At 75.7% G+C, this 20383-nt stretch carries 16 protein-coding genes; 6 read left to right on the plus strand and 10 right to left on the minus strand.

Annotated features, from left to right (window positions below; translation table 11 throughout):
- Positions 1–72 precede the first annotated feature (72 nt).
- Positions 73–2619: a glycoside hydrolase family 2 protein gene (locus ABZ493_RS19085; RefSeq protein WP_430583704.1), complete on the plus strand. Its 2547-nt coding sequence runs from the start codon at positions 73–75 to the stop codon at positions 2617–2619.
- Positions 2616–4826, plus strand: coding sequence for an alpha-galactosidase (locus ABZ493_RS19090; protein ID WP_430583705.1), 2211 nt, complete (start codon positions 2616–2618; stop codon positions 4824–4826). The genes ABZ493_RS19085 and ABZ493_RS19090 overlap by 4 nt, the downstream gene beginning before the upstream one ends.
- Here ABZ493_RS19090 and ABZ493_RS19095 read toward each other — a convergent pair.
- The 4 genes from ABZ493_RS19095 to ABZ493_RS19110 form a co-directional block, all read right to left on the minus strand.
- A complete protein-coding gene (locus ABZ493_RS19095) occupies positions 4810–6204 on the minus strand; it encodes an aminoglycoside phosphotransferase (RefSeq protein WP_430583706.1) in 1395 nt (464 codons plus the stop codon). The genes ABZ493_RS19090 and ABZ493_RS19095 overlap by 17 nt on opposite strands.
- Positions 6201–7994 (minus strand): maltose alpha-D-glucosyltransferase, encoded by a 1794-nt coding sequence (gene treS / locus ABZ493_RS19100; protein ID WP_430583707.1) that lies wholly within the window; start codon positions 7992–7994, stop codon positions 6201–6203. Before treS ends, ABZ493_RS19095 begins: the two co-directional genes overlap by 4 nt.
- Before the next feature lie 10 nt (positions 7995–8004).
- The gene (locus ABZ493_RS19105; protein ID WP_430583708.1) at positions 8005–10113 is read right to left on the minus strand and encodes an alpha-1,4-glucan--maltose-1-phosphate maltosyltransferase; all 2109 of its coding nucleotides are present in this window, start codon (positions 10111–10113) and stop codon (positions 8005–8007) included.
- A 188-nt stretch (positions 10114–10301) separates the two neighbouring features.
- On the minus strand, positions 10302–12017 hold the full coding sequence (locus ABZ493_RS19110; RefSeq protein ID WP_430583709.1) for an FAD-binding dehydrogenase: 1716 nt from the start codon (positions 12015–12017) through the stop codon (positions 10302–10304).
- A 122-nt stretch (positions 12018–12139) separates the two neighbouring features.
- Here ABZ493_RS19110 and ABZ493_RS19115 point away from each other — a divergent pair, with 122 nt between their 5' ends.
- Both ABZ493_RS19115 and ABZ493_RS19120 read left to right on the plus strand, forming a co-directional pair.
- Positions 12140–12382 (plus strand): ribbon-helix-helix domain-containing protein, encoded by a 243-nt coding sequence (locus tag ABZ493_RS19115; protein ID WP_430583710.1) that lies wholly within the window; start codon positions 12140–12142, stop codon positions 12380–12382.
- The gene (locus tag ABZ493_RS19120) at positions 12382–12696 is read left to right on the plus strand and encodes a type II toxin-antitoxin system PemK/MazF family toxin (protein WP_430583711.1); all 315 of its coding nucleotides are present in this window, start codon (positions 12382–12384) and stop codon (positions 12694–12696) included. Before ABZ493_RS19115 ends, ABZ493_RS19120 begins: the two co-directional genes overlap by 1 nt.
- Here ABZ493_RS19120 and glgX read toward each other — a convergent pair whose 3' ends face one another.
- Positions 12697–14985 (minus strand): glycogen debranching protein GlgX, encoded by a 2289-nt coding sequence (gene glgX / locus ABZ493_RS19125; protein WP_430583712.1) that lies wholly within the window; start codon positions 14983–14985, stop codon positions 12697–12699.
- Between the two features lie 79 nt (positions 14986–15064).
- Positions 15065–15322 carry a hypothetical protein gene (locus ABZ493_RS19130; RefSeq protein ID WP_430583713.1) on the minus strand — a complete coding sequence of 86 codons (258 nt, stop codon included), beginning with the start codon at positions 15320–15322 and terminating at the stop codon, positions 15065–15067.
- 136 nt (positions 15323–15458) lie between these two features.
- Here ABZ493_RS19130 and ABZ493_RS19135 point away from each other — a divergent pair, with 136 nt between their 5' ends.
- Together ABZ493_RS19135 and ABZ493_RS19140 are read left to right on the plus strand one after the other, a co-directional pair.
- On the plus strand, positions 15459–16265 hold the full coding sequence (locus tag ABZ493_RS19135; protein WP_430583714.1) for an electron transfer flavoprotein subunit beta/FixA family protein: 807 nt from the start codon (positions 15459–15461) through the stop codon (positions 16263–16265).
- Between the two features lie 12 nt (positions 16266–16277).
- Positions 16278–17291, plus strand: coding sequence for an FAD-binding protein (locus tag ABZ493_RS19140; RefSeq protein WP_430583715.1), 1014 nt, complete (start codon positions 16278–16280; stop codon positions 17289–17291).
- A 21-nt stretch (positions 17292–17312) separates the two neighbouring features.
- Here ABZ493_RS19140 and ABZ493_RS19145 read toward each other — a convergent pair whose 3' ends face one another.
- The 4 genes from ABZ493_RS19145 to ABZ493_RS19160 are packed head-to-tail and all read right to left on the minus strand — an operon-like array spanning position 17313 to position 20283.
- A complete protein-coding gene (locus ABZ493_RS19145) occupies positions 17313–17594 on the minus strand; it encodes a MoaD/ThiS family protein (protein ID WP_430583716.1) in 282 nt (93 codons plus the stop codon).
- 2 nt (positions 17595–17596) lie between these two features.
- Positions 17597–18706: a GTP 3',8-cyclase MoaA gene (gene moaA / locus ABZ493_RS19150; protein WP_430583717.1), complete on the minus strand. Its 1110-nt coding sequence runs from the start codon at positions 18704–18706 to the stop codon at positions 17597–17599.
- A gap of 4 nt (positions 18707–18710) precedes the next feature.
- Positions 18711–19763, minus strand: a complete 1053-nt coding sequence (locus ABZ493_RS19155; protein ID WP_430583718.1) for a DUF6457 domain-containing protein — start codon at positions 19761–19763, stop codon at positions 18711–18713.
- A 1-nt stretch (position 19764) separates the two neighbouring features.
- Positions 19765–20283, minus strand: coding sequence for a molybdopterin-binding protein (locus tag ABZ493_RS19160; RefSeq protein WP_430583719.1), 519 nt, complete (start codon positions 20281–20283; stop codon positions 19765–19767).
- Positions 20284–20383: the final 100 nt, after the last annotated feature.

A 20383-nucleotide genomic window follows, 5' to 3' on the forward strand; every position in this document is an offset into this window, starting at 1 on the left:
CGCCCCGACCAGCCCGACCGGCGCGGCCCCGGCCCGCCCCACCCTCGTCACGACCGTTCCCGGAGGATCCGCATGACCCGCACCACCGCCGTCCCGCTGCACGACGGCTGGACCGTCCGCGCCGTCGCGGGCCCCGTCCCCGCGGCGCTCGCCGCCGCCCTGCACGACGAGCGCGGCGTGCCCGCGACCGTGCCCGGCACCGTGCACACGGACCTGCTCGCCGCCGGCCTGATCCCCGACCCGTACCTCGACGACCACGAGGCCCTGCTGAAGTGGATCGGGGCGTGCGACTGGGAGTACCGCACCACCCTCGGGTGGCAGCCCGACGGGCACGAGCGCCAGGACCTGGTCTTCGACGGCCTGGACACCGTCGCCACGGTCACCCTCAACGGCGTCGAGGTGGCGCGCACCGCCAACCAGCACCGCCGCTACCGGTGGGACGTCACCGCGCTGCTGCGGCCGGGCGCCAACGAGCTGGCGGTGCGGTTCGCGTCGCCGGTGCGCGAGGCCGACGCCCGCAGCCTGGCCCTCGGCTACCGGCCGCAGGTCAACCACCACCCGTTCAACGCGCTGCGCAAGGCCGCGTACAACTTCGGCTGGGACTGGGGCATCGACGCCGCGACGGTCGGCATCTGGCGCGCGGCGCGGCTCGAGTCGTGGAGCGGCGCCCGCCTCGCGGAGGTCCGCCCGCTCGCGACGGCCGACGTCGCCCGCCGCGCCGGCCGGCTGGACGTGCACGTCGAGGTCGAGCGCGCGTCCCACGACGGGCCGCTCGACGTCGCGGTCCGCGTCACCGGGCACGGCGCGGACGTCGCCGCGTCGGCGCGCCTGGCCGCCGGCGAGAGCGCCGCCGTCGTGCACCTGGAGGTCCCCGATGCCGCGCTGTGGTGGCCGCGCGGGTACGGCGACCAGCCGCTGCACGACGTCGCGGTGACGCTGGCCGAGGACGCCGCGGGCGGCGCGGTGCTGGACGCCCACGCGGCACGCACCGGCTTCCGGTCCGTGCGGCTGGCGGTCGAGCCCGACGACGACGGCACGTCGTTCACGTTCGTGGTCAACGACCGGCCCGTGTGGGTCAAGGGCGCCAACTGGATCCCCGACGACGAGTTCCTGCCCCGCGTGTCCCGGGAGCGCTACGCCGCGCGGCTCGGCCAGGCGGAGCTGGCCGGCATCAACCTGCTGCGCGTGTGGGGCGGCGGCGTGTACGAGGCGGACGAGTTCTACGCCGAGTGCGACGAGCGCGGCGTGCTGGTGTGGCAGGACTTCGCGTTCGCGTGCGCGGCGTACGCGGAGGAGGAGCCGCTGCGCGCCGAGGTGGAGGCCGAGGCGCGCGACAACGTCTCCCGTCTCGCGCCGCACCCGAGCCTGGTGCTGTGGAACGGCAGCAACGAGAACGTCTGGGGGCACCGGACCTGGGGCTGGATCAAGCGCCTCGACGGCAGGACGTGGGGGCTGGACTACTACGAGAACCTGCTGCCCGCCGTCGTGGCGGAGCTGGACGGCACCCGCCCGTACACGCCGTCGAGCCCCTGGTCGGGGGACCTGCCGATCGAGCCCGACCTGTTCCCCAACGACCCCCGGCACGGGTCGATGCACTCGTGGGAGCTGTGGAACCGGGAGGACTGGCCGCACTACCGCGACATCGTGCCCCGCTTCATGGCGGAGTTCGGCTGGCAGGGTCCGCCCACCTGGTCCACGCTCGTGCGCTCGGTGAGCGACGACCCGCTGACCCCCGAGTCGCCGGGGATGCAGGTGCACCAGAAGGCGATGAGCGGCAACGACAAGCTCACCGACGGCCTGCTCTCCCACCTGCCCCTGCCCGACGACATGGACGACTGGCACTGGGCGATGTCGTGGAACCAGGCCACGGCCGTCCGCGTCGCGGTCGAGCACCTGCGCTCGTGGAGCCCGCGCTGCATGGGGTCCGTGGTGTGGCAGCTCAACGACTGCTGGCCCGTGACGTCCTGGGCGGCCGTGGACGGCGACGGCCGCCCCAAGCCGCTGCTGCACGCCCTCGCCCACGCGCACGCCGACCGGCTGGTGACGATCCAGCCGCGCTCCGCCGCGGGCGGGGAGCCCGTCGGGGACGGCACGGACGGGCTGGCGGCCGTGCTCGTCAACGACACGGACGAGCCGTGGTCGGGCGCGCTGCGGCTGCGGCGGGTCGGGTTCGACGGCGCCGAGCTCGCCGCCGTCGAGCGGGACGTCGAGGTGGGCGCGCGCGCCGCGGTCACCGTGCCGGTGCCGGCGGACGTCGCCGTGGCCGGGGACGGGGCGGCCGAGCTGCTCGTCGCCGACGTCGACGGCGCCCGCGCGGACTGGTTCTACGCCGAGCCGCGCGACTCCGCGCTCGCGGCGCCGGAGCTCGCGACGGACGTCGACGAGATCGCCGGCGGGTACCTCGTCCGGGTCACGGCGCGCGCCCTGGTGCGCGACCTCACGCTCCTCGCGGACAAGGCGCACCCCGACGCCCGGGTGGACGACATGCTCGTCACGCTGCTGCCAGGCGAGTCGGCCGAGGTGCGCGTCACGGTGCCGGACGGCGTCCGGCTCGACCCTGCCGCGCTGGTCGCGCCGCACGTGCTCCGGTCCCTCAACCAGCTCGTCGGATCGCGGTGACGACGGCCGCCCCGCCCCGGCACGTGCACCTGCGTGCCGGCGGCGTCAGCCTCCTCCTGCGCCTGGACGGCGACCGGCTGCCCGTCGTCGCGCACTGGGGCGCGGACCTCGGGGAGCTCGACGACGACGCCCTGGCGGCGTTGACGCTCGCGACGGCGCCGCAGCCGTTCGGCTACCCGGTCGACGGGCCGATGCCCGTGTCCCTGCTGCCCGAGGCGTCCGCCGGCTGGCCCGGCGTGCAGGGCGTGACCGGGCACCGGGCGGGAGCCGCCCCCGCGCCGCGGTTCGTCGTGACAGGGGACGAGGCGGCGGAGCGGCCCGCGCCCTGGGCGTCCGGGGTCGTGGTGACCGCGACGGACGGCGACGCCGGCCTCGCCCTGCGGCTCGAGGTGGAGCAGGCGCGCTCGGGCCTGGTCCGGCTCCGGGCGGCGGTGCGCTCCACGGCCGAGGACCGGGGAGCGGGCGACGGCGCGCCCTACGACCTGGCCGGCGTGCTGCCCGCGCTGCCCGTGCCGGCGCGCGCCGTCGAGCTGCTCGACCTCACCGGCCACCAGCTGCGCGACCGGTCCCCGCAGCGGCTGCCGTTCGCGCACGGCCGGCACGAGCGCGGCAGCCTGCGCGGCCGCCCGGGCTTCGACACCGGCTTCCTCCTGTGCGCGGGCGAGGCCGGGTTCGGCGCCCGGCACGGCGAGGTGTGGGCCGTGCACGCCGGCTGGTCGGGCAACCAGCGGATGGTCGCGGAGCGCTCGCCGCACGGCGTCGGCCTGCTGGCCGCGGGCGAGGCGCTGCTGCCCGGCGAGGTGCGGCTCGAGGCGGGGGAGGAGTACGTCTCGCCGTGGACCTACGCCGTGCACGGCGTCGGGCTCGACGGCGTGAGCGTGCGGGTGCACGACTGGCTGCGGGCGCGGCCGGAGCACCCCCGCGCGCCGCGGCCCGTGGTGGTGAACACCTGGGAGGCCGTGACGTTCGACCACGACCTGGGCCGGCTCACGGCGCTGGCCGAGGCGGCGGCGCAGGTGGGCGCCGAGCGGTTCGTGCTCGACGACGGCTGGTTCGGCGCGCGTCGGGACGACGCCGCCGGGCTGGGCGACTGGGTGGTGTCGCCCGACGTCTGGCCCGACGGGCTGTGGCCGCTCGTGGACCGGGTGCGCGCGCTCGGCATGGACTTCGGGCTGTGGGTGGAGCCCGAGATGGTCAACCCCGACTCCGACCTGGCGCGGGCGCACCCGGACTGGGTCCTCACCGGGGCCGGCGGGCGGGCCCTGGGCACGGCGCGGAACCAGCAGGTGCTCGACCTGGCGCACCCGGGCGCGTACGCCCACGTGCTCGGGCAGCTCGACGCCCTGCTCGACGAGTACCCGATCGCGTACCTCAAGTGGGACCACAACCGCGAGCTGGTCGGCGCCGGGCACGCGCCGTCGGGCCGCGCGGCCGCGCACGCGCAGACGCTCGCGCTCTACCGCCTCGTCGACGAGCTACGCGCGCGGCACCCCGGCCTCGAGGTCGAGACCTGCGCGTCGGGCGGCGCCAGGGTCGACCTGGGGATCCTCGCCCGCACCGACCGGGTGTGGGCGTCCGACTCGACGGACGCGCACGAGCGGCAGGAGATCCAGCGCTGGACGAACCTCCTCGTGCCGTACGAGCTGCTCGGCGCGCACGTCAGCGCCCCCGTCGCGCCGACGTCGGGCCGCGCGCTGCCGCTCGACTTCCGTGCGGCCACCGCCCTGTTCGGGCACCTGGGCGTCGAGTGGGACCTCACGGAGGCGACGGCCGCCGAGCGCGCCCGCGTCGCACAGTGGGTGGCGTACGCCAAGGAGGTCCGGGGCCTGCTGCACGGCGGGACGGTCGTGCACGCCGACCACCCGGACCCGGCGTACCGGCTGCACGGCGTCGTCTCGCCCGACGCCGACGACGCGCTCTTCGCCTGGGTGAGCACCGCGACGTCGGACTCCTGGCCGCCCGGGCCCGTCCCGCTGCCGGGCCTGGACCCGCGCCGCGAGTACCGTGTGCGGCTCGACGGGCCCGCCCGCGACCTCGACGGCGTCGCCGCCCGCTGGGGCGCCGACCTGCCGTGGGCGGTCTCCGGCGACGTCACGCTGCCGGGGAACCTGCTGGCCGGCGTCGGGCTCGCGCTGCCCGTGCTCGACCCGGACCGTGCGCTCCTGCTGCGGGTGACGGCGACGGGCCGGGTCAGCGGGGAGCGTTGAGCACCCGGTCGACGGCCGACAGCGGGATGTGCACCCACGTCGGCCGCTGCCGGGTCTCGTAGACGACCTCGTAGAGCGCCTTGTCCAGCACGAGCGCGGCGAGGGTGGCGTCGGCGGTGGGCGGGTCGAGCTCCGGCGGCCGGCGGGTGGCCAGGCCGCTCACGGCGGCGGAGGTGTCGGCCGACTGGCGGTAGCGGGCGAGGAAGGCGTGCACGGACTCGGCCTCCCAGGGGTCGGGCGCGCCGCCGACGGCCGCGGCGTACGCGAACGAGCGGACCATGCCCGCGACGTCGCGCAGCGGGAGGTCGGGGGCCGTGCGCTCGGCAGCGGGCCGCTGCGGCTCGCCCTCGAAGTCGAGCAGCTTCCACCCGGTCTCGCCGTGCAGTGCCTGGCCGAGGTGCAGGTCGCCGTGCACGGTCTGCAGGCGCAGCCGCGGCAGGCGTCCCTGCAGGTCGTCGAGCAGCGCGTCGATCGCGGGTGCCCGGGCCGCCAGGCCGGGCGCCTCGGCGACGGCGAGCGCGGCCCGGTCGCGCAGGCCCCCGACGAACGTCGCCGGGTCGAGGAGCGGCCCGGGCGGCATGGCCTGGCGCAGCACCGCGTGCAGCTCCGCCACGACGCGGCCGAGGTCGGCGGCGAGGTGCGCGAACGACTCGCCGCGGCCGGCGTGCTCGCAGGCGAGCTCGAACCCGTCGCGGGCCCGCGGCACCAGCTCGCTGAGGACGGCCAGGGCGGTGGTCGTGCCGGGCTCCGTCGGCACCTGGAGCGCGCCGAGGAAACGCGGCACGCCGTCCCAGCCGGCGCGCGTCAGGGCGCGGGGGACGACGACGTCGGGGTGCGGCCCGGGGGTCACGGTGCGCAGGATCTTGAGCATCCCGCCGGTGCCGTCCGGCGACGGCACGCCCGGCAGCACCACGCTCGTGTTCGACTGCTCGCCCGCGACGACCTGCCCGCCGGCGACGAGCTCGTCGCCCGCCACGCCGTCGCCCACGCCGGCCGCGCGCAGCAGGGCGAGCCAGCAGGCGGGGTGCGCGCCGCCGTCGTGCACGGCGACGTCGCCCGCGGCGGTGCGGACCTCGGCGACGAACCCCGGGCCCCGCGCGCCCGGGTCGGTGAGCACCAGCGGGACCTGCGCGACCACCTCGCCGCCCGGCACGCCCGTGCCGCGCAGGCGCACCAGGAGGACGACGACGTCGGCGTCGTCGGGGCCCGGGACACCGGGGGCGGCGTCGTCGAACGTCACCGCGAGCCACGGCTCGACGCGCACCGTGGCGGCGCTCGCGCCGCCCGCGGGGAACCACCGCCGGCCGGGCAGCCAGGCCGCGAGCAGCTCACCGACGCTCGGGTCGGGGACGCCCGCGGCCGGCCGCACGGCGGTCATGCCGGCTCGCCCCCGGTCGATGGCGCGGAGGGGTCACCGTCGACGGGAGCCGGCGGGCTCAGCAGCAGCCAGTAGAAGTCGCGCGACCCCCAGGTCATGGTGACGGCGCCGCCCGGGCCGACATCGGGGAACCGTGCGCCGCCGAACAGGTCGGTGAGCGACCATCCCTCCCGCCCGGGCACCCGGACGACCGACGACCGGGCCGTCGCGGACAGGTTGGCCGCCACGAGCAGCGTCTCGTCCGCCGACGTGCGGGTGAACGCGATCACGGCGTCGTCGTCGGCGTCCAGCGGCGTGAACGCCCCGGTGCCGAACGCGGGGTGCAGCCGACGCACGGCGAGCATCCCGTGCACCCAGTGCAGCAGCGAGGACGGCTGCGCGAGCTGCGCCTCGACGTTGACGTGCTGGTAGTGGTGCACCAGCGACTGCACGAGCGGCAGGTACAGCTTGCCGGGGTCGGCGGTGGAGAAGCCGGAGTTGCGGTCGGGCGTCCACTGCATGGGCGTGCGCACGGCGTCCCGGTCGGGCAGCCAGATGTTGTCGCCCATGCCGATCTCGTCGCCGTAGTACAGGCACGGGCTGCCCGGCAGGCTGAGCAGCAGCGCGTGCGCCAGCTCCACCTCCTTGCGCGAGTTGTCGAGCAGCGGCGCGAGGCGGCGGCGGATGCCGATGTTGGCCCGCATGCGCGGGTCGGGCGCGAACCACCCGTACATCGCCGCGCGCTCCTCGGTGGAGACCATCTCGAGGGTCAGCTCGTCGTGGTTGCGCAGGAACGTGGACCACTGCCCGCCCGGCGAGGGGATGTCGGGCGTGTCGGCGAGGATGTCGAGCAGGGGCCGGGCGCGCTGGTCGCGCATCGCGTAGTAGACGCGCGGCATCACGGGGAAGTGGAAGCACATGTGGCACTCGGGCTCCTCCGCCGTGCCGAAGTAGTCCACCACGTCCTGCGGCCACTGGTTCGCCTCCGCCAGCATGATGCGGCCGGGGAACTCGTCGTCGATCATGCGGCGCACCCGGCGCAGGAACGCGTGCGTCTCCGGCAGGTTCTCGCAGTTGGTGCCCTCGGCCTCGAACAGGTACGGCACGGCGTCGAGGCGGAAGCCGTCCACGCCCACCCCGAGCCAGAACCGCGCGACGTCGAGCATCGCGTCCACCACGCGCGGGTTCTCGAAGTTGAGGTCCGGCTGGTGATGGAAGAACCGGTGCCAGAAGTACTGCCGCCGCACCGGGTCGAACGTCCAGTTCGACGTCTCCGTGTCCACGAAGATGATGCGGGCGTCCTCGTAGCGCGTGTCGTCGTCCGACCACACGTAGAAGTCGCCGTACGGGCCTTCCGGGTCCGACCGCGACGCCTGGAACCACGGGTGCTGGTCGCTGGTGTGGTTCATCACGAGGTCCACCACCACGCGGATGCCGCGCGCGTGCGCCGCCTCGATGAGCTCGGTGAAGTCCCCGATCGTGCCGTACTGGCCCGCGATCGACGTGTAGTCGGCGATGTCGTACCCGCCGTCCCGCAGCGGCGACGGATAGAACGGCGGCAGCCACAGGCAGTCGACGCCCAGCCACTGCAGGTAGTCGAGCCGCTCCGTGACACCGCGCAGGTCGCCCGTGCCCGAGCCGTCCGTGTCCGAGAAGGCCCGCACGATGACCTCGTAGAACACGGCCGTGCGGTACCAGTCCGGGTCCTCGGTCAGGCCGGGCTTGTCCAGGGGCGGCGGCGCGGGCTGCCGCCGGGTCGGCAGCGCCTGCACCGGCACCTGGCGCGTGACGGGGCGGGGTACCTGCGTCATGTCCGGCCCGTCATGCCAGCCCGATCGTCAGGACGTGCGCCACCTGCTCGCGCGGGTCGAGGCGGACGTACGGGTGGGCGCCCCACGGGTAGGTCGCGCCCGACAGCTCGTCGTGGGCGACGAAGAACGCCTGGTCCTCCACCCCGTCGGGCCGCGTGAGCCCGAGCGCCTCCAGGTCGAGCAGCACCGTGGACTCCTGCGTGCCCCACGGGTCCAGGTTGAGCACCACCAGCACGACGTCGTCCTGCGTGGCGCCCGGCCGGCCCGCCGCCGGCAGGTGCTCGGCCCGCACGCGCCGCGAGAACGCGACGACCTGGTCGTTCGTCGTCGGGTGCACGGTGAGGTCGCGCAGCTGCTGCAGCGCCGGGTGCGCGCGCCGGATCTCGTTGAGCCGGCGCAGCAGGGTGGAGACGCCGATGACGTCGGCCTGGGACCAGTCGCGCGGCTTGAACTCGTACTTCTCGTTGTCGATCTGCTCCTCGACGCCCGGGCGGGGGACGTTCTCCACCAGCTCGTACCCCGAGTAGATCCCCCAGGTCGGAGAGCCGAGCGCTGCCAGCACGGCCCGGACGGCGAAGCCCGCCACCCCGCCGTGCTGCAGGTACGGGGGCAGGATGTCGTGCGTCGTGGGCCAGAACGACGGGCGCAGCACGGAGCCCTGCGGGCCGGACACCTCCTGGAGGTACTCCTCGACCTCCTCCTTGGTGTTCCGCCAGGTGAAGTACGTGTACGACTGGTGGAAGCCGATCCGCGCCAGCGTCTGCATCATCGCGGGCCGCGTGAACGCCTCCGACAGGAAGATCACCTCGGGGTGCGCGGCGTGCACCTCCGAGAGCAGCCACTCCCAGAAGTCCAGCGGCTTGGTGTGCGGGTTGTCGACGCGGAACGCCGTCACCCCGCGGTCGATCCACAGCTCGACGATCCGCAGGATCTCCGCCGAGAGCCCCTCGGGGTCGCGGTCGAAGTTCAGCGGGTAGATGTCCTGGTACTTCTTGGGCGGGTTCTCGGCGTACGCGATGGTGCCGTCCGCGCGCACCGAGAACCACTCCGGGTGCTCCGTGACCCACGGGTGGTCGGGGGAGCACTGCAGCGCCAGGTCGAGCGCGACCTCCAGGCCCTCGGCCCGTGCCGCGGCGACGAAGTCCCGGAAGTCCTGCTCCGTGCCGAGGTCCGGGTGGATCGCGTCGTGCCCGCCGTCCGGCGAGCCGATGGCGTACGGGCTGCCCGGGTCGCCCGGCTGCGGGTCCAGGGTGTTGTTGCGGCCCTTGCGGAACGTCGTGCCGATCGGGTGCACGGGGGTGAGGTAGACGACGTCGAACCCCATCTCCGCGATCGCCGGCAGCCGCTTCGCCGCCGTGGCGAACGTGCCCGAGCGCCATGATCCTTCTGAACGGCCCGTGCCGACCTTGCCCGCCTTCCCTCGTCCCCGTGTCGCGCCCTCGGAGCGCGGGAACAGCTCGTACCAGGCAGCGGCCAGCGCGAGCGGGCGGCTCACGCGCAGCGGGTACGCGGCGCTCGCGGTCACCAGGTCGCGCAGCGGGTTCCGGCGCAGCGCGTCCTTGACCGCCGCCGTCATCGCCATCGCGAGCCGGGCCTCCGGCGGGCGCGTGGCGTCGGCCAGCTCGCGGGCCGCGGCCTCCAGCGCGGCGGCGTCGGCGGCGGGGCGGGTCGCCTGGAGCGCCGGCGCGACGATGCGCTCGAAGAGCAGCCGCCCCTCCGCGAGCACCAGGTCGACGTCCTGCCCGGCGTCGAACTTGATCACCGCGTCGTGGGACCACGTGCCGTACGGGTCGGACCACGCCTCGACGCGGAACGACCAGTCGGCCGCGCCGTCCGAGGGAGCGTCGGGCTGCAGGAAGCCGCGGAACCGGTCCAGCCCGGGTGCGACGTCGGTCATCGGCGCGGCGGAGTGCACCGTGCCGTCCGGTGCGAGGAGGACGGCGGTGGCCCCGACGGCGTCGTGCCCCTCCCGGAACACCGTGGCCTCGACGGGCACCACCTCTCCGACCGCCGCCTTCGCCGGCCAGCGCCCTCCCTCGACGACGGGGGAGAGCTGCAGGACGGGGATCCGTCCGATGGGCACGTGCGGCGTGGGCTGCGGAGACGTCACGGCCTCCACGCTAGCCAGGCGGTCAGCTCGGCGCGCGGGGACCCGCCCGCAGTCGAGGTAGTCCCACCCACCGCGAGGTAGTTCCACTCGCGCCGAGGTAGTGGTCTGGTCCACTACCTCGCGGAGGTTCGAACTACCTCGGCAGGGTGTGAACTACCCCGCGGGAGGAACGACCTCGCGGGAGGACGACGGCGGCGTCAGGCGTCCGCGGCCAGTGCCCGTCCGGTGGTACGGCCGGTGTGCAGGCAGCCGCCGAGGAACGTGCCCTCCAGGGCGCGGTGGCCGTGCACGCCGCCGCCGCCGAACCCGGCGGCCTCGCCGACGGCCCACAGCCCCTCCAGCACCGACCCGTCGGCCTGCAGCACGCGGCCGGACGGGTCGCACCACAGGCCGCCGAGGGTCTTGCGGGTCAGCACCGACAGCCGGACGGCGAGGAGCGGGCCGTCCTTCGGCGTCGTCAGCGGGCGCGGCTTCGCGACCCGGATGAGCTTGTCGACCCGGTAGTCGCGGGCGGCGCGGGTGGCCACGACCTGCGGGTCCTTGCCCAGGCCGGAGGCGACCTGGGCGTCGCGGGCCGCGACGAGGGCGGACAGCGCGGCCGGGTCCACGTGGCCCGTCGAGCCGGGCGTCGCCTCGACGAGCGCGTTCATCTTCGCGGCGAGCTCGTCGGTGGTGTCGGCCCAGAGGAACTCGGGCGACTCGGCCGCGAACTTCGCGACCGGCCCGACGGCGCGCGGCAGCACCCGCTGCGCGAGGAGCTTGACGTCCTTGCCGGTGAGGTCCGGGTTCTGCTCCGACCCGGAAAGGGCGAACTCCGACTCCATGATCGCCTTGTTGAGCACGAACCAGGAGTGGTCGTCGCCCCGCCGCGTCACGTGCTGCAGCGCCCCGAGCGCGTCGAAGCCGGGGAACAGCGGGGCGGGCAGGCGGCCGCCGTCGGCGTCGAGCCACAGCGACGACGGTCCGGGCAGGATGCGGATGCCGTGGTTCGTCCAGACCGGCGAGTGGTTGGCGATGCCTTCCGGGTAGTGCCACATGCGGTCCTCGTGCACCAGCGCGGCGCCGGCCTCGGCCGCGATGCCGAGCATCAGGCCGTCGGTCGAGTCCGGGACGCCGGACAGCATGCGCTCGGGCAGCGTCCCGGCGTCCGGGTCCCAGTGCGCGCGCGCCAGGTCGTGGTTGGCGCCGATGCCGCCGGTCGCGACGACGACGGCGCCCGCCGCGATCTCCTCGCTGCCCACCACGTCGCGGTTCGACGGCGTGCCGCGGCCGCCGAACGGCAGCCCGGCGAGCGGCTGGTCCGCGAGCAGGTCGGCGCGCACCCCGGTGACCCGCCCGCCGGTGGTGACGAGTCCCGTGACCCGGCGGCGGAAGCGCAGGTCGAGCAGGCCGGCGTCGCGGGCGGCGAGCGCCGCCTCCACGAAGGGCCGGATGATCCCGGGGCCGGTGCCCCAGGTGACGTGGAAGCGGGGCACGGAGTTGCCGTGCTCGGTCCTGCTGTCGTCGTGGCCCACGGTGTACCCGCCGCGCTCGGCCCACTGCACCAGTGGGAACCAGCGCACGCCCTTGTCGTGCAGCCAGGACCGCAGGTCGCCGGCGGCGAACTCGACGAACCGCCGGGCCCACGCGTACCCGTGCCGGTCGGGGCCCTCGCCGCGGTCCGCGCCGGGGGCGAACTGTGCGGAGCCGAGCCAGTCCGACCACGCCAGGTCGGCGGAGTCGTGCACGCCCATCGCGCGCTGCTCGGGCGAGCCGACGAGGAACAGCCCGCCGAACGACCACCAGGCCTGGCCGCCGAACGACGCCTCCGGCTCCTGGTCGAGCAGCACCACCCGCCGACCCGCGGCGGTCAGCTCCGTGGCCGTGACGAGCCCCGACAGGCCCCCACCGATGACGACGACGTCAGCATCCATGCGCGCAGTCTGGCAGAGCTGGGACGCGGCGTGAACAGGGCGAGCGGGTGGTGCGCTCTCGGGCGGTACGGGGACCGACGGCACCCTCGACGCCGTGCATCCCGAAGCGGTACCGTTCTGGGATGACGACGCAGATCGCCGTCCGCCTGCCCGACGAGCTCGTCGCGTGGGTGGACCAGCAGGTGGCCGAGGGAAAGACGCGGAGTCGCGCCTCCGCCGTCGAGCGCGCCCTGCGCCGCGAGGTGCGGCGGCAGCTCGCCGAGCGGGACGCGCAGATCTACGCGGCGATGAGACCGGAGGACGACGAGCTCGCGGACATGGTGCGCTGGGTGGAGAAGAACTCGAGCTGGGACCACCTCGACTAATGCGACCGATCCACATCGTCCACCTGGAGAAGCCGCGCCCCGCAGTCGTTCTCACCCGCCCTGGCGTGCGTGACCGGATGTCGCACCTCACGGTCGTGCCGATCACCAGCACGGCGAAGGGCCTGTCGGTGGAGGTTCCCGTCGGTCCCCGCAACGGGATCGATCACTCGTGCGTCGTCAACTGCGACAACATCGAGACCGTCCCCGTGGATCGCATCGGCCGCCAGGTCGGCTTCCTCCTCGACGACCAGGAGGAGGACCTCGCCCGCGCGATCTCGACGGCGTTCGACCTGGAGGACTTCGGGCTCCTGTAGCTACCGCCCGAGGAAGACCTCGACGCTGAGCGAATCGAGCACGACGTCCTCGGCCTCGTCGTCGAGCGCCTCGGGCCGGTCCCACGCGGAGCTCCACACCCGCTCCCACGACCCGCCACCGGGCGCGGGCGGCAGGGTGACCTCCGCGTCGTCGAGCCCGCCGTTGAGGACGAGCAGCACGTGCGCGTCGCCGTCGTCGGGCCCGGGCCGCAGCATCTGGAGGACGCGGCGCCCCGCCACCGCCCAGGCGTCGCGGTCCATGGGCGCGCCGTCGGCGGCGAACCAGAGCAGGTCGGTCTCGTCCTCGCCCGGGCGGGGCGAGCCGAGGAAGAACGAGTCCGCGCGCAGGGCGGCGTGCTCGCGCCGCAGCCCCACCAGGAAGCGCGTGGTGTCCAGCAGGTCGCGCGCGGCGTCCTCGAGGTCCCACCCGATCCACGAGATCGGGTTGTCCTGGGCGTACGCGTTGTTGTTGCCGCGCTGGGTGCGGCCCAGCTCGTCGCCGGCGGTGAGCATGGGGGTGCCCGCGGACAGCAGGAGCGTCGCGAGCAGGTTGCGCTGCGAGCGCCGCCGCAGCGGCACGACGGCGGACCACGGCTCGGTGCCGGTGTCGCCCGCGCCCTCCCCGTCCTCGGCGCCGGGCGCGTGCCCCTCGACGCCGTGGTTCCAGGACAGGTTGTGGTCCGAGCCGTCGCGGTTGTCCTCGCCGTTGGCCTCGTTGTGCTTGTGGTCGAAGGCGACGAGGTCGGCGAGCGTGAACCCGTCGTGCGCGGTGACGTAGTTGACCGACGCCACCGGCCCCCGCGCCAGCGGCGGGTCGGAGTGGCCGAAGAGGTCGGCCGAGCCCGCCAGGCGGGTGGTGAGCTCGCGCAGCCCGTGCATGGGCCGGCCGTGGGACCCCTCGCGCGCGGCGTCGAGCCAGAACCCGCGCGCGGCGTCGCGGAAGCGGTCGTTCCACTCGGCCATGGGCGGCGGGAAGTTGCCCGTCTGCCAGCCGCCGGGCCCGACGTCCCACGGCTCCGCGACCAGCTTGAGGTTGTTCAGCACCGGGTCGGTCTGCAGCGCCACGAGGAACGGGTGGTCGGGGGTGTAGCCGTGGTCACCCCGGCCCAGGGTGACCGCCAGGTCGAAGCGGAACCCGTCGACGCCCACCACCTCGGCCCAGTAGCGCAGCGAGTCCAGGGCGAGCTGCACCACGCGCGGGCGGCGGAAGTCGAGCGAGTTGCCCGTGCCGGTGACGTCGGCCAGCGCGGCCGGCGACGCGCCGTCGTGCAGGTAGTAGCCCGCGTTGTCGAGGCCGCGCCAGCTCACGTGCAGCGCGTCGTCGCCGCCCTCGCACGTGTGGTTGTAGACGACGTCGAGCAGCACCTCGATGCCCGCGTCGTGCAGCAGGTGCACCATGCCGCGCACCTCGTCGAGGACGGCGGCCGGGCCCGCCTCGCGCGCCGCCCGGGTCGCGTAGGCGGCGTGCGGGGCGAAGAACCCGAGGGTCTGGTAGCCCCAGTAGTTGGTGAGCCCGCGGGCGACGAGGTGCGGCTCGCTGGCGAACGCCTGGATCGGGAGCAGCTCGAGCGTGGTGACGCCCAGGCTCGTCAGGTGCGCGATCGTCGCCGGGTGCGCGACGCCCGCGTAGGTGCCGCGCAGCTCGGGAGGCACGTCCGGGTGGGTCGCGGTGAGGCCCTTGACGTGCGCCTCGTAGATCACCGTGTCCGCCCAGGGCACGCGTGGGCGGCTCAGCGGCGGCGGGCCGGGGTGGGACGCGACGACGACGGAGTGCGGCACGAAGGCGAGCGAGTCGCGGTCGTCGGCGGCGCCGTACCGCTCGGCCACCCACGACCGGCCCGCCGGGGAGTCGGGGTCGTCGGGGTCGACCACCGCCCCCACGGCGCCGAGCGTCTCGGGACCGTAGGTGAGGTCGCCGAGGAGCCCGCGGGCGTACGGGTCGACGAGCAGCTTGGCCGGGTTGTGCCGGTGCCCCGCCTCCGGGTCCCACGCGCCGTAGGTACGGAAGCCGTACCGCTGCCCCGGCCGCACGTGCGGCACGTGGGTGTGCCAGACGCCGTACACCGGGCCGTCGAGCGGGATCCTCCGCTCCGCGTAGCGCGCGGGATCGTGGGGGTCACGGTGCGGCTCGACGACGTCGATGAGGCACAGCTCCACCGCGTCCGCGTGCGCCGCCGCGACGGCGACGTCGACCCCGCCGTCCGGCGTCGGGTGCACCCCGAGCGGCGGGACGTGGCTGCGGCGCGCCGTCGGGCGCGTCAGCGGTGTGACCTTGGGTCGCGACTCCATGGGGGCCTCCATGGGGGACATGGTGCCCGTGGTCGCCGACAGCCGCGCGGGCGCAGGTGGGGAACGCCCAGGGTCGGGCTCAGGGCAGGACCGAGCCCACGTACCCGTCGTCGACGCGCACGGCGCCGACGGTGGTCGCGGACGAGACAGTCGACGCACCCTCGAACCCCTCGACGTCCCGGGCGAGCTCGTCGAGCGCCCGCGCGGCGGAGGCCTGCGAGCGGCCGTCGATCCAGACTTGTGCCCCCGCCGAGGCCAGGCCGCGGGCGACGGCGAGGCCGATGGCCTGCGTCGGTCCGGGCACGAGCGTCGTCCTGCCGGTGAGGTCGATCCGCATCCCTCGACCGTAGGCGGCGTCACACTCCTGCGCCCGCGGACACGGGGCCGGTCCGGGGAGGGCCGCGGGTAGGCTCGGCACCGTCGGTCGCGGTGTCTGCGGCCGCCGTCACCACCGTGAGCTGGAGGTCGCGCCCGTGCGCATCGTCGTCGCCGTGAAGTACGTGCCGGACATCAACGCGGACCGACGTTTCGTGGACTGTCGCGTGGACCGCGACCCGGGCGTCGGCACCCTCAACGAGCTGGACGAGAACGCCCTCGAGGCGGCGCTGCGGATCCTCGACGCGCTGCCCGAGGACGAGCGTGCGGCGAGCGAGGTCGTCGCCCTCACGGTCGCGCCCGCGGACGGCGACGTGGCGCTGCGCAAGTCGTTCCAGATGGGCGTGGACCGCGCGGTGCGGGTCACGGACGACGCGCTGGCCGGCTCGGACTACTTCGGCACCGCCGCGGCGCTCGCGGCCGGGGTGCGGCGACTCGAGGCGGACGGCGCGCCCGTCGACCTCGTCATCACCGGTATGGCCGCCCTCGACGGGCTCGGCTCCGTGGTCCCGGCGCTCGTCGCGGCCGAGCTCGGCCGGCCGGCTCTCACGCTGGCGAAGAAGGTCGACGTCGCCGGCGGCACCCTGACCGTCACGCGCGAGACCGACGAGGCCACCGAGACGCTCGCCGCGCCGCTGCCGGCCGTGCTGTCCGTCGCCGACACCGCGAACACGCCGCGCATGCCGAACTTCAAGCTGATCATGGCGGCCCGCACCAAGCAGATCGAGGCGTGGTCGGCCGCCGACCTCGGCCTCGACCCCGCCGCCGTCGGCACCGCGGGCGCGCGCACTGAGGCGGTCTCCGCCGAGCCGCGCCCCGCCCGCCCCGAGGTCGAGCTGGTGGTCGACAAGGGCGAGGGCGGCACCGCGCTGGCCGAGTACCTCATCCGCAACGAGCTGGTCTGAGAGGACGCGACCGTGACGACATCGACCGAGCCCACCCGCAACCGCACCGTCCTCGTCCTCCTGGACCCCGCCACCGAGGTGCGCTCCAGCGCCCTGGAGCTGCTCACGATCGCGCGGGGCCTCGGCCGCGTCGAGGCGGTGACGCTGGAGGCGCCGACCGTCGAGGCGCTCGCCCAGCTCGGCGCGTACGGCGTCGAGACGGTGCACCAGGCCGAGGTGCCCACCGACGTGCTCGCCGCCGGAGGGGGCGACGGCGCCCGCCACCTGCCCTCCGTCGTCGCCGCGACGCTCGCCTCCGCCGTCCGGCGTACCGACGCCGACGTCGTGCTGGCGCCCGCCACGTTCGGCGCGAAGGAGGCCGCCGCCCTGGCGGCGCACGCCCTCGGCGCGGGCCTGGTCATCGACGCCGCCGCCGTGGGGGAGGACGCCGACGGCCGCATCGTGGCCGGCAAGCGCGTCTTCGCCGGCGCCTGGGACACGCGGTGCGTGGTCACCGCCGACGTCGCCGTCCTCACGGTGCGTGCCAACGCCGTCGTGCCCGAGCCCGCGGCGGCCGCGGTCGCGACCGAGGTCGACGCCCTGCCTGTCGAGCTGCCCGGCACCGCCGGCGTCGTCGTCACCTCCCGCGAGGTCAAGGAGCGTGCCCCGGGCCGCCCGACGCTCGAGGAGGCCGCAGTCGTGGTAGCCGGCGGGCGCGGCACCGGCGGCGACTTCGGCCCGGTCGAGGAGTTCGCCGACGCGGTCGGCGCGGCGGTCGGCGCGTCGCGCGACGCCGTCTTCGAGGGCTGGTTCGACCGCTACATCGGCCAGACGGGCGTCACCATCGCGCCGCGCCTCTACGTGGGCGCGGGCATCTCCGGCGCGCCGCACCACCGCGGTGGCATGCAGGCGTCGCAGGTGATCGTGGCCGTGAACTCCGACCCCGAGGCGCCGATCTTCGAGATCTGCGACTTCGCCGTCGTCGGCGACCTCACGGACGTGCTGCCGCAGGCGGCCGCCGCGATCCGCGCGCACCGCGCGGGCTGACCCGACCGGGTTCGAGAACGGTCAGCCGCCCGCGAAGGGCGGCAGCAGGTCGAGGCTCGCGCCGTCCGGCACGACGTCGGACGGCGCGGCCCGGCGGCCGTCGAGCAGCACGCTGCAGCGACCCAGCACGGGCCCGGCCGCGGGCGTCGCGGCGGCCAGGCGGGCGACGACGTCGGCGACGGTCGCGCCCGGCGGGACGGCGAGCGTCTCCTCCGAGCGCCCGAGGGCGGCGCGCGCGGCGGCGAAGTACCGCAGCGCGACGGTCTGCTCCATGGCCTGCGTCGTCTCCAGCTGATCCGTCATCGTCATCCTCCGATGGCGCTCATGGTGCGCTCGGGCTGCGTGAACCCCGAGCTGTCCAGGTCGGTGCCGGAGCCCGAGTCGCTCATGCCGTGCCCGGCCTGCTTGGCCCACATGGCGGTGCGCCACAGGTCGGCCAGCACGGCGTCGTCGGCCCCGGCGCGCAGCGGCCCGAGCAGGTCGGTCTCCGTGTGCGCGAACAGGCAGTCGCGCACGCCGCCCTCCGCGGTGAGGCGGGTGCGGCGGCAGTCGTCGCAGAACGGCTCCGTGACCGACGCGATGATGCCGACCCGGCCCAGGCGGTCGCCCCGCGCGTCCCGCACGACGAACCGTTCCGCGGGGGCGCCGTCGCGCGGCTCCTCGTCGGGCTCCAGGGCGAACCGGGTGCCGAGCTGCTCGCGCACCTCCGCCGCCGTCACCATCGCGGCGCGGTCCCACGCGTGGTCGGCGTCCAGCGGCATCTGCTCGATGAAGCGCAGCTCGAAGCCGCGCTCGAGGCACCACGCCAGGAGCTCGGCCGCGTGGTCGAGGTTGACGCCGCGCACCAGCACCGCGTTGATCTTCACCAGGTCGAACTGCTGCGCCGCGGCGTCGATCCCCGCGAGGGTGCGCTCGAGGAACGGGCGCCGGGCGAGGGTGGCGAACGTGTCCGGGTCGAGGGTGTCGAGCGAGACGTTCACGCGGTCCAGCCCGGCCTCGCGCAGCGCCGCGGCGCGGGAGTCCAGCCCGACGGCGTTGGTCGTGAGGCTCAGCTCCGGGCGCTGCGGGAGTGCGGCGCACTCCCGCACGATGTCGACGAGGTCGCGGCGCAGCAGCGGCTCCCCGCCGGTGAAACGCACCTGCCGCACGCCCAGGTCGCGCGTCGCGATCCCGACGAGCCGCACGATCTCCTCGCGCGTCATCACCGAGTCCTTCGGCAGGGTCGGCAGACCCTCGGCCGGCATGCAGTACGTGCAGCGCAGGTTGCAGCGGTCGGTGAGCGAGACGCGCAGGTCGGTCGCGACCCGGCCGAACGTGTCGACCAGCCCGCCGGTGGCCGGCCGGTCCGCAGGCAGCCGCACGTCGGGCACGCCCACGCCGGGCAGGCGCGGCATCCCGAGGGAGACGGTCGTCATCCGATCAGCTCCCCGCCCCGGTCTCGGTGACGGACACGGCGCCGGGGCCCGGGTCCTGCCAGGAGAGCGCGGACGACGTCGCGCGGTCGAGCGCGTCGGACGCCTCGCCGCGTGCGGCGGCCAGCCCGGCCGCGTACCCGACGGCGTACGCGGTGACCGGCGCTGCCGGCCGCGCGACCTGGTGCGCGGCGTCGCGCGCGAGGTCGAGCACCGCGCCGACGTCCACGCTGCGTGGGGGCAGCCCGAGCTCCGCCTCGAGGGCGTCCACCCACCGGTCCAGCACGCTGGAGCCGGGCTCCGCGCTGCGGGGGGTGGCGGGGGGAGTCTGGTCGGTCATCGGTGTCCTCCCGGGCGGTGCGGTCGGTGCGGCCACGACCGTGTGGCTTCCTGTGTGGAGTCCTACCGTAAGCCGTCGCAGGTCGTCCCAGGTGTCGACGTCCGCGCTCACCGCGTCGTCGTCCGGGACCTCGACGCAGGACAGCTCCGCGACCAGCCGGCGCACCGGCACCCCGGTGAGCCCGGCGACGCCGCCCGCTGCGGCCAGGCCGTCCAGGGCGCGGCGCAGGGCGTCGCGACGGTACAGCCCGACGAGCCACTGCGCGTGGCCGTCGCGGACCAGGTACGCGCCGTCGGCGGCGGTCGTGTCGGAGTCGGAGCCAGGGCCTGGCCGGGCGACGGCGGCGCGCAGCAGCGGCACCGCGTCGCCCGCCCGCGGCACGTCCACGGCGAGCACGAGCACCCACGGCGGCGCGTCCGGACCGGACGGCCGGTCCAGGGCCCGCAGGCCGGCGTCGAGCCCGGCCACCGGCCCGCCGAACGGCGGGTCCTCGCGCGTGACGAGCACCTGGCGGCCGGGCGGCACGACCGGGTCGGGGCCGACGACGACGGTGCGGCCGGCGTCGCGGGTCGCGGCGAGCGCCCGGTCGAGCAGGGTGGCGCCGTCGAGCACCACGGTCGGCTTGGGCACGCCGCCGAGCCGCGTGGCACGCCCGCCGGCGAGGACGACGGCGTCGTGCCGGACGTCGGGCGATACGGGGGCTGCGCCGTCGGGGGCCACGTCAGGCCCCGGCGCCGAACGGCAGGTCGAGGGGCAGGACGTCGAGCTCGTCGCCGGCCTCGACCTTCTCGACGTCGGGCGGGACGAGGGCGAGCGCGTCCGCCCCGAGCAGGGCCGACGTCGCGTGGCCGCCCGTCCGGTCGTCGGCGCCCGGCGCCGTGGCCCGCGCGACGGCGCCCGACGGCAGCGTCCGGACCGGCACGACGTGCGTGCGTCCCGGCGGGCTGGGCCACGCCTCTGCGGCGGCGCGCAGGACGGGGCGCGCGGGCTCGCGCCCCGCGAGGACGGCGAGCGCGGGGCGCACGAAGAGCGCGAACGACACGAATGCGCTCACCGGGTTGCCGGGCAGCGCCACCCACGGCACCCCCCGCCAGCGGGCCAGCGCCTGCGGGCGGCCCGGCCGCACCGCGACGGCGGCGACGTCGACCTCCGCCAGCCGCGCGTCGTCGGCGTCCAGCACCGCCCGCACGACGTCCGACGCCCCCGCCGACACCCCGCCGGTCGTGACGACCAGGTCCACCGCCGCCGCATCACCGGAACCCGTTGTGGGGGGGGCGGGGGGGGGTGGTGGGTGGGGGGGGTGCGCCACGCACCCAGGCCCCCGCCGCACGCGACGGGGC

Origin of the sequence: Isoptericola sp. NPDC019482 (assembly GCF_040632295.1) — a bacterium.
Classification (GTDB): Bacteria; Actinomycetota; Actinomycetes; order Actinomycetales; family Cellulomonadaceae; genus Isoptericola.

Coding starts and splice junctions, on each gene's coding strand:
- ABZ493_RS19110 (WP_430583709.1), bottom strand. CDS start 12,017: ATGGATGCTGACGTCGTCGTCATCGGTGGGGGCCTGTCGGGGCTCGTC.
- ABZ493_RS19085 (WP_430583704.1), top strand. CDS start 73: ATGACCCGCACCACCGCCGTCCCGCTGCACGACGGCTGGACCGTCCGC.
- ABZ493_RS19095 (WP_430583706.1), bottom strand. CDS start 6,204: ATGACCGCCGTGCGGCCGGCCGCGGGCGTCCCCGACCCGAGCGTCGGT.
- moaA (WP_430583717.1), bottom strand. CDS start 18,706: ATGACGACCGTCTCCCTCGGGATGCCGCGCCTGCCCGGCGTGGGCGTG.
- ABZ493_RS19145 (WP_430583716.1), bottom strand. CDS start 17,594: ATGACGGATCAGCTGGAGACGACGCAGGCCATGGAGCAGACCGTCGCG.
- ABZ493_RS19120 (WP_430583711.1), top strand. CDS start 12,382: ATGCGACCGATCCACATCGTCCACCTGGAGAAGCCGCGCCCCGCAGTC.
- treS (WP_430583707.1), bottom strand. CDS start 7,994: ATGACGCAGGTACCCCGCCCCGTCACGCGCCAGGTGCCGGTGCAGGCG.
- glgX (WP_430583712.1), bottom strand. CDS start 14,985: ATGGAGTCGCGACCCAAGGTCACACCGCTGACGCGCCCGACGGCGCGC.
- ABZ493_RS19130 (WP_430583713.1), bottom strand. CDS start 15,322: ATGCGGATCGACCTCACCGGCAGGACGACGCTCGTGCCCGGACCGACG.
- ABZ493_RS19115 (WP_430583710.1), top strand. CDS start 12,140: ATGACGACGCAGATCGCCGTCCGCCTGCCCGACGAGCTCGTCGCGTGG.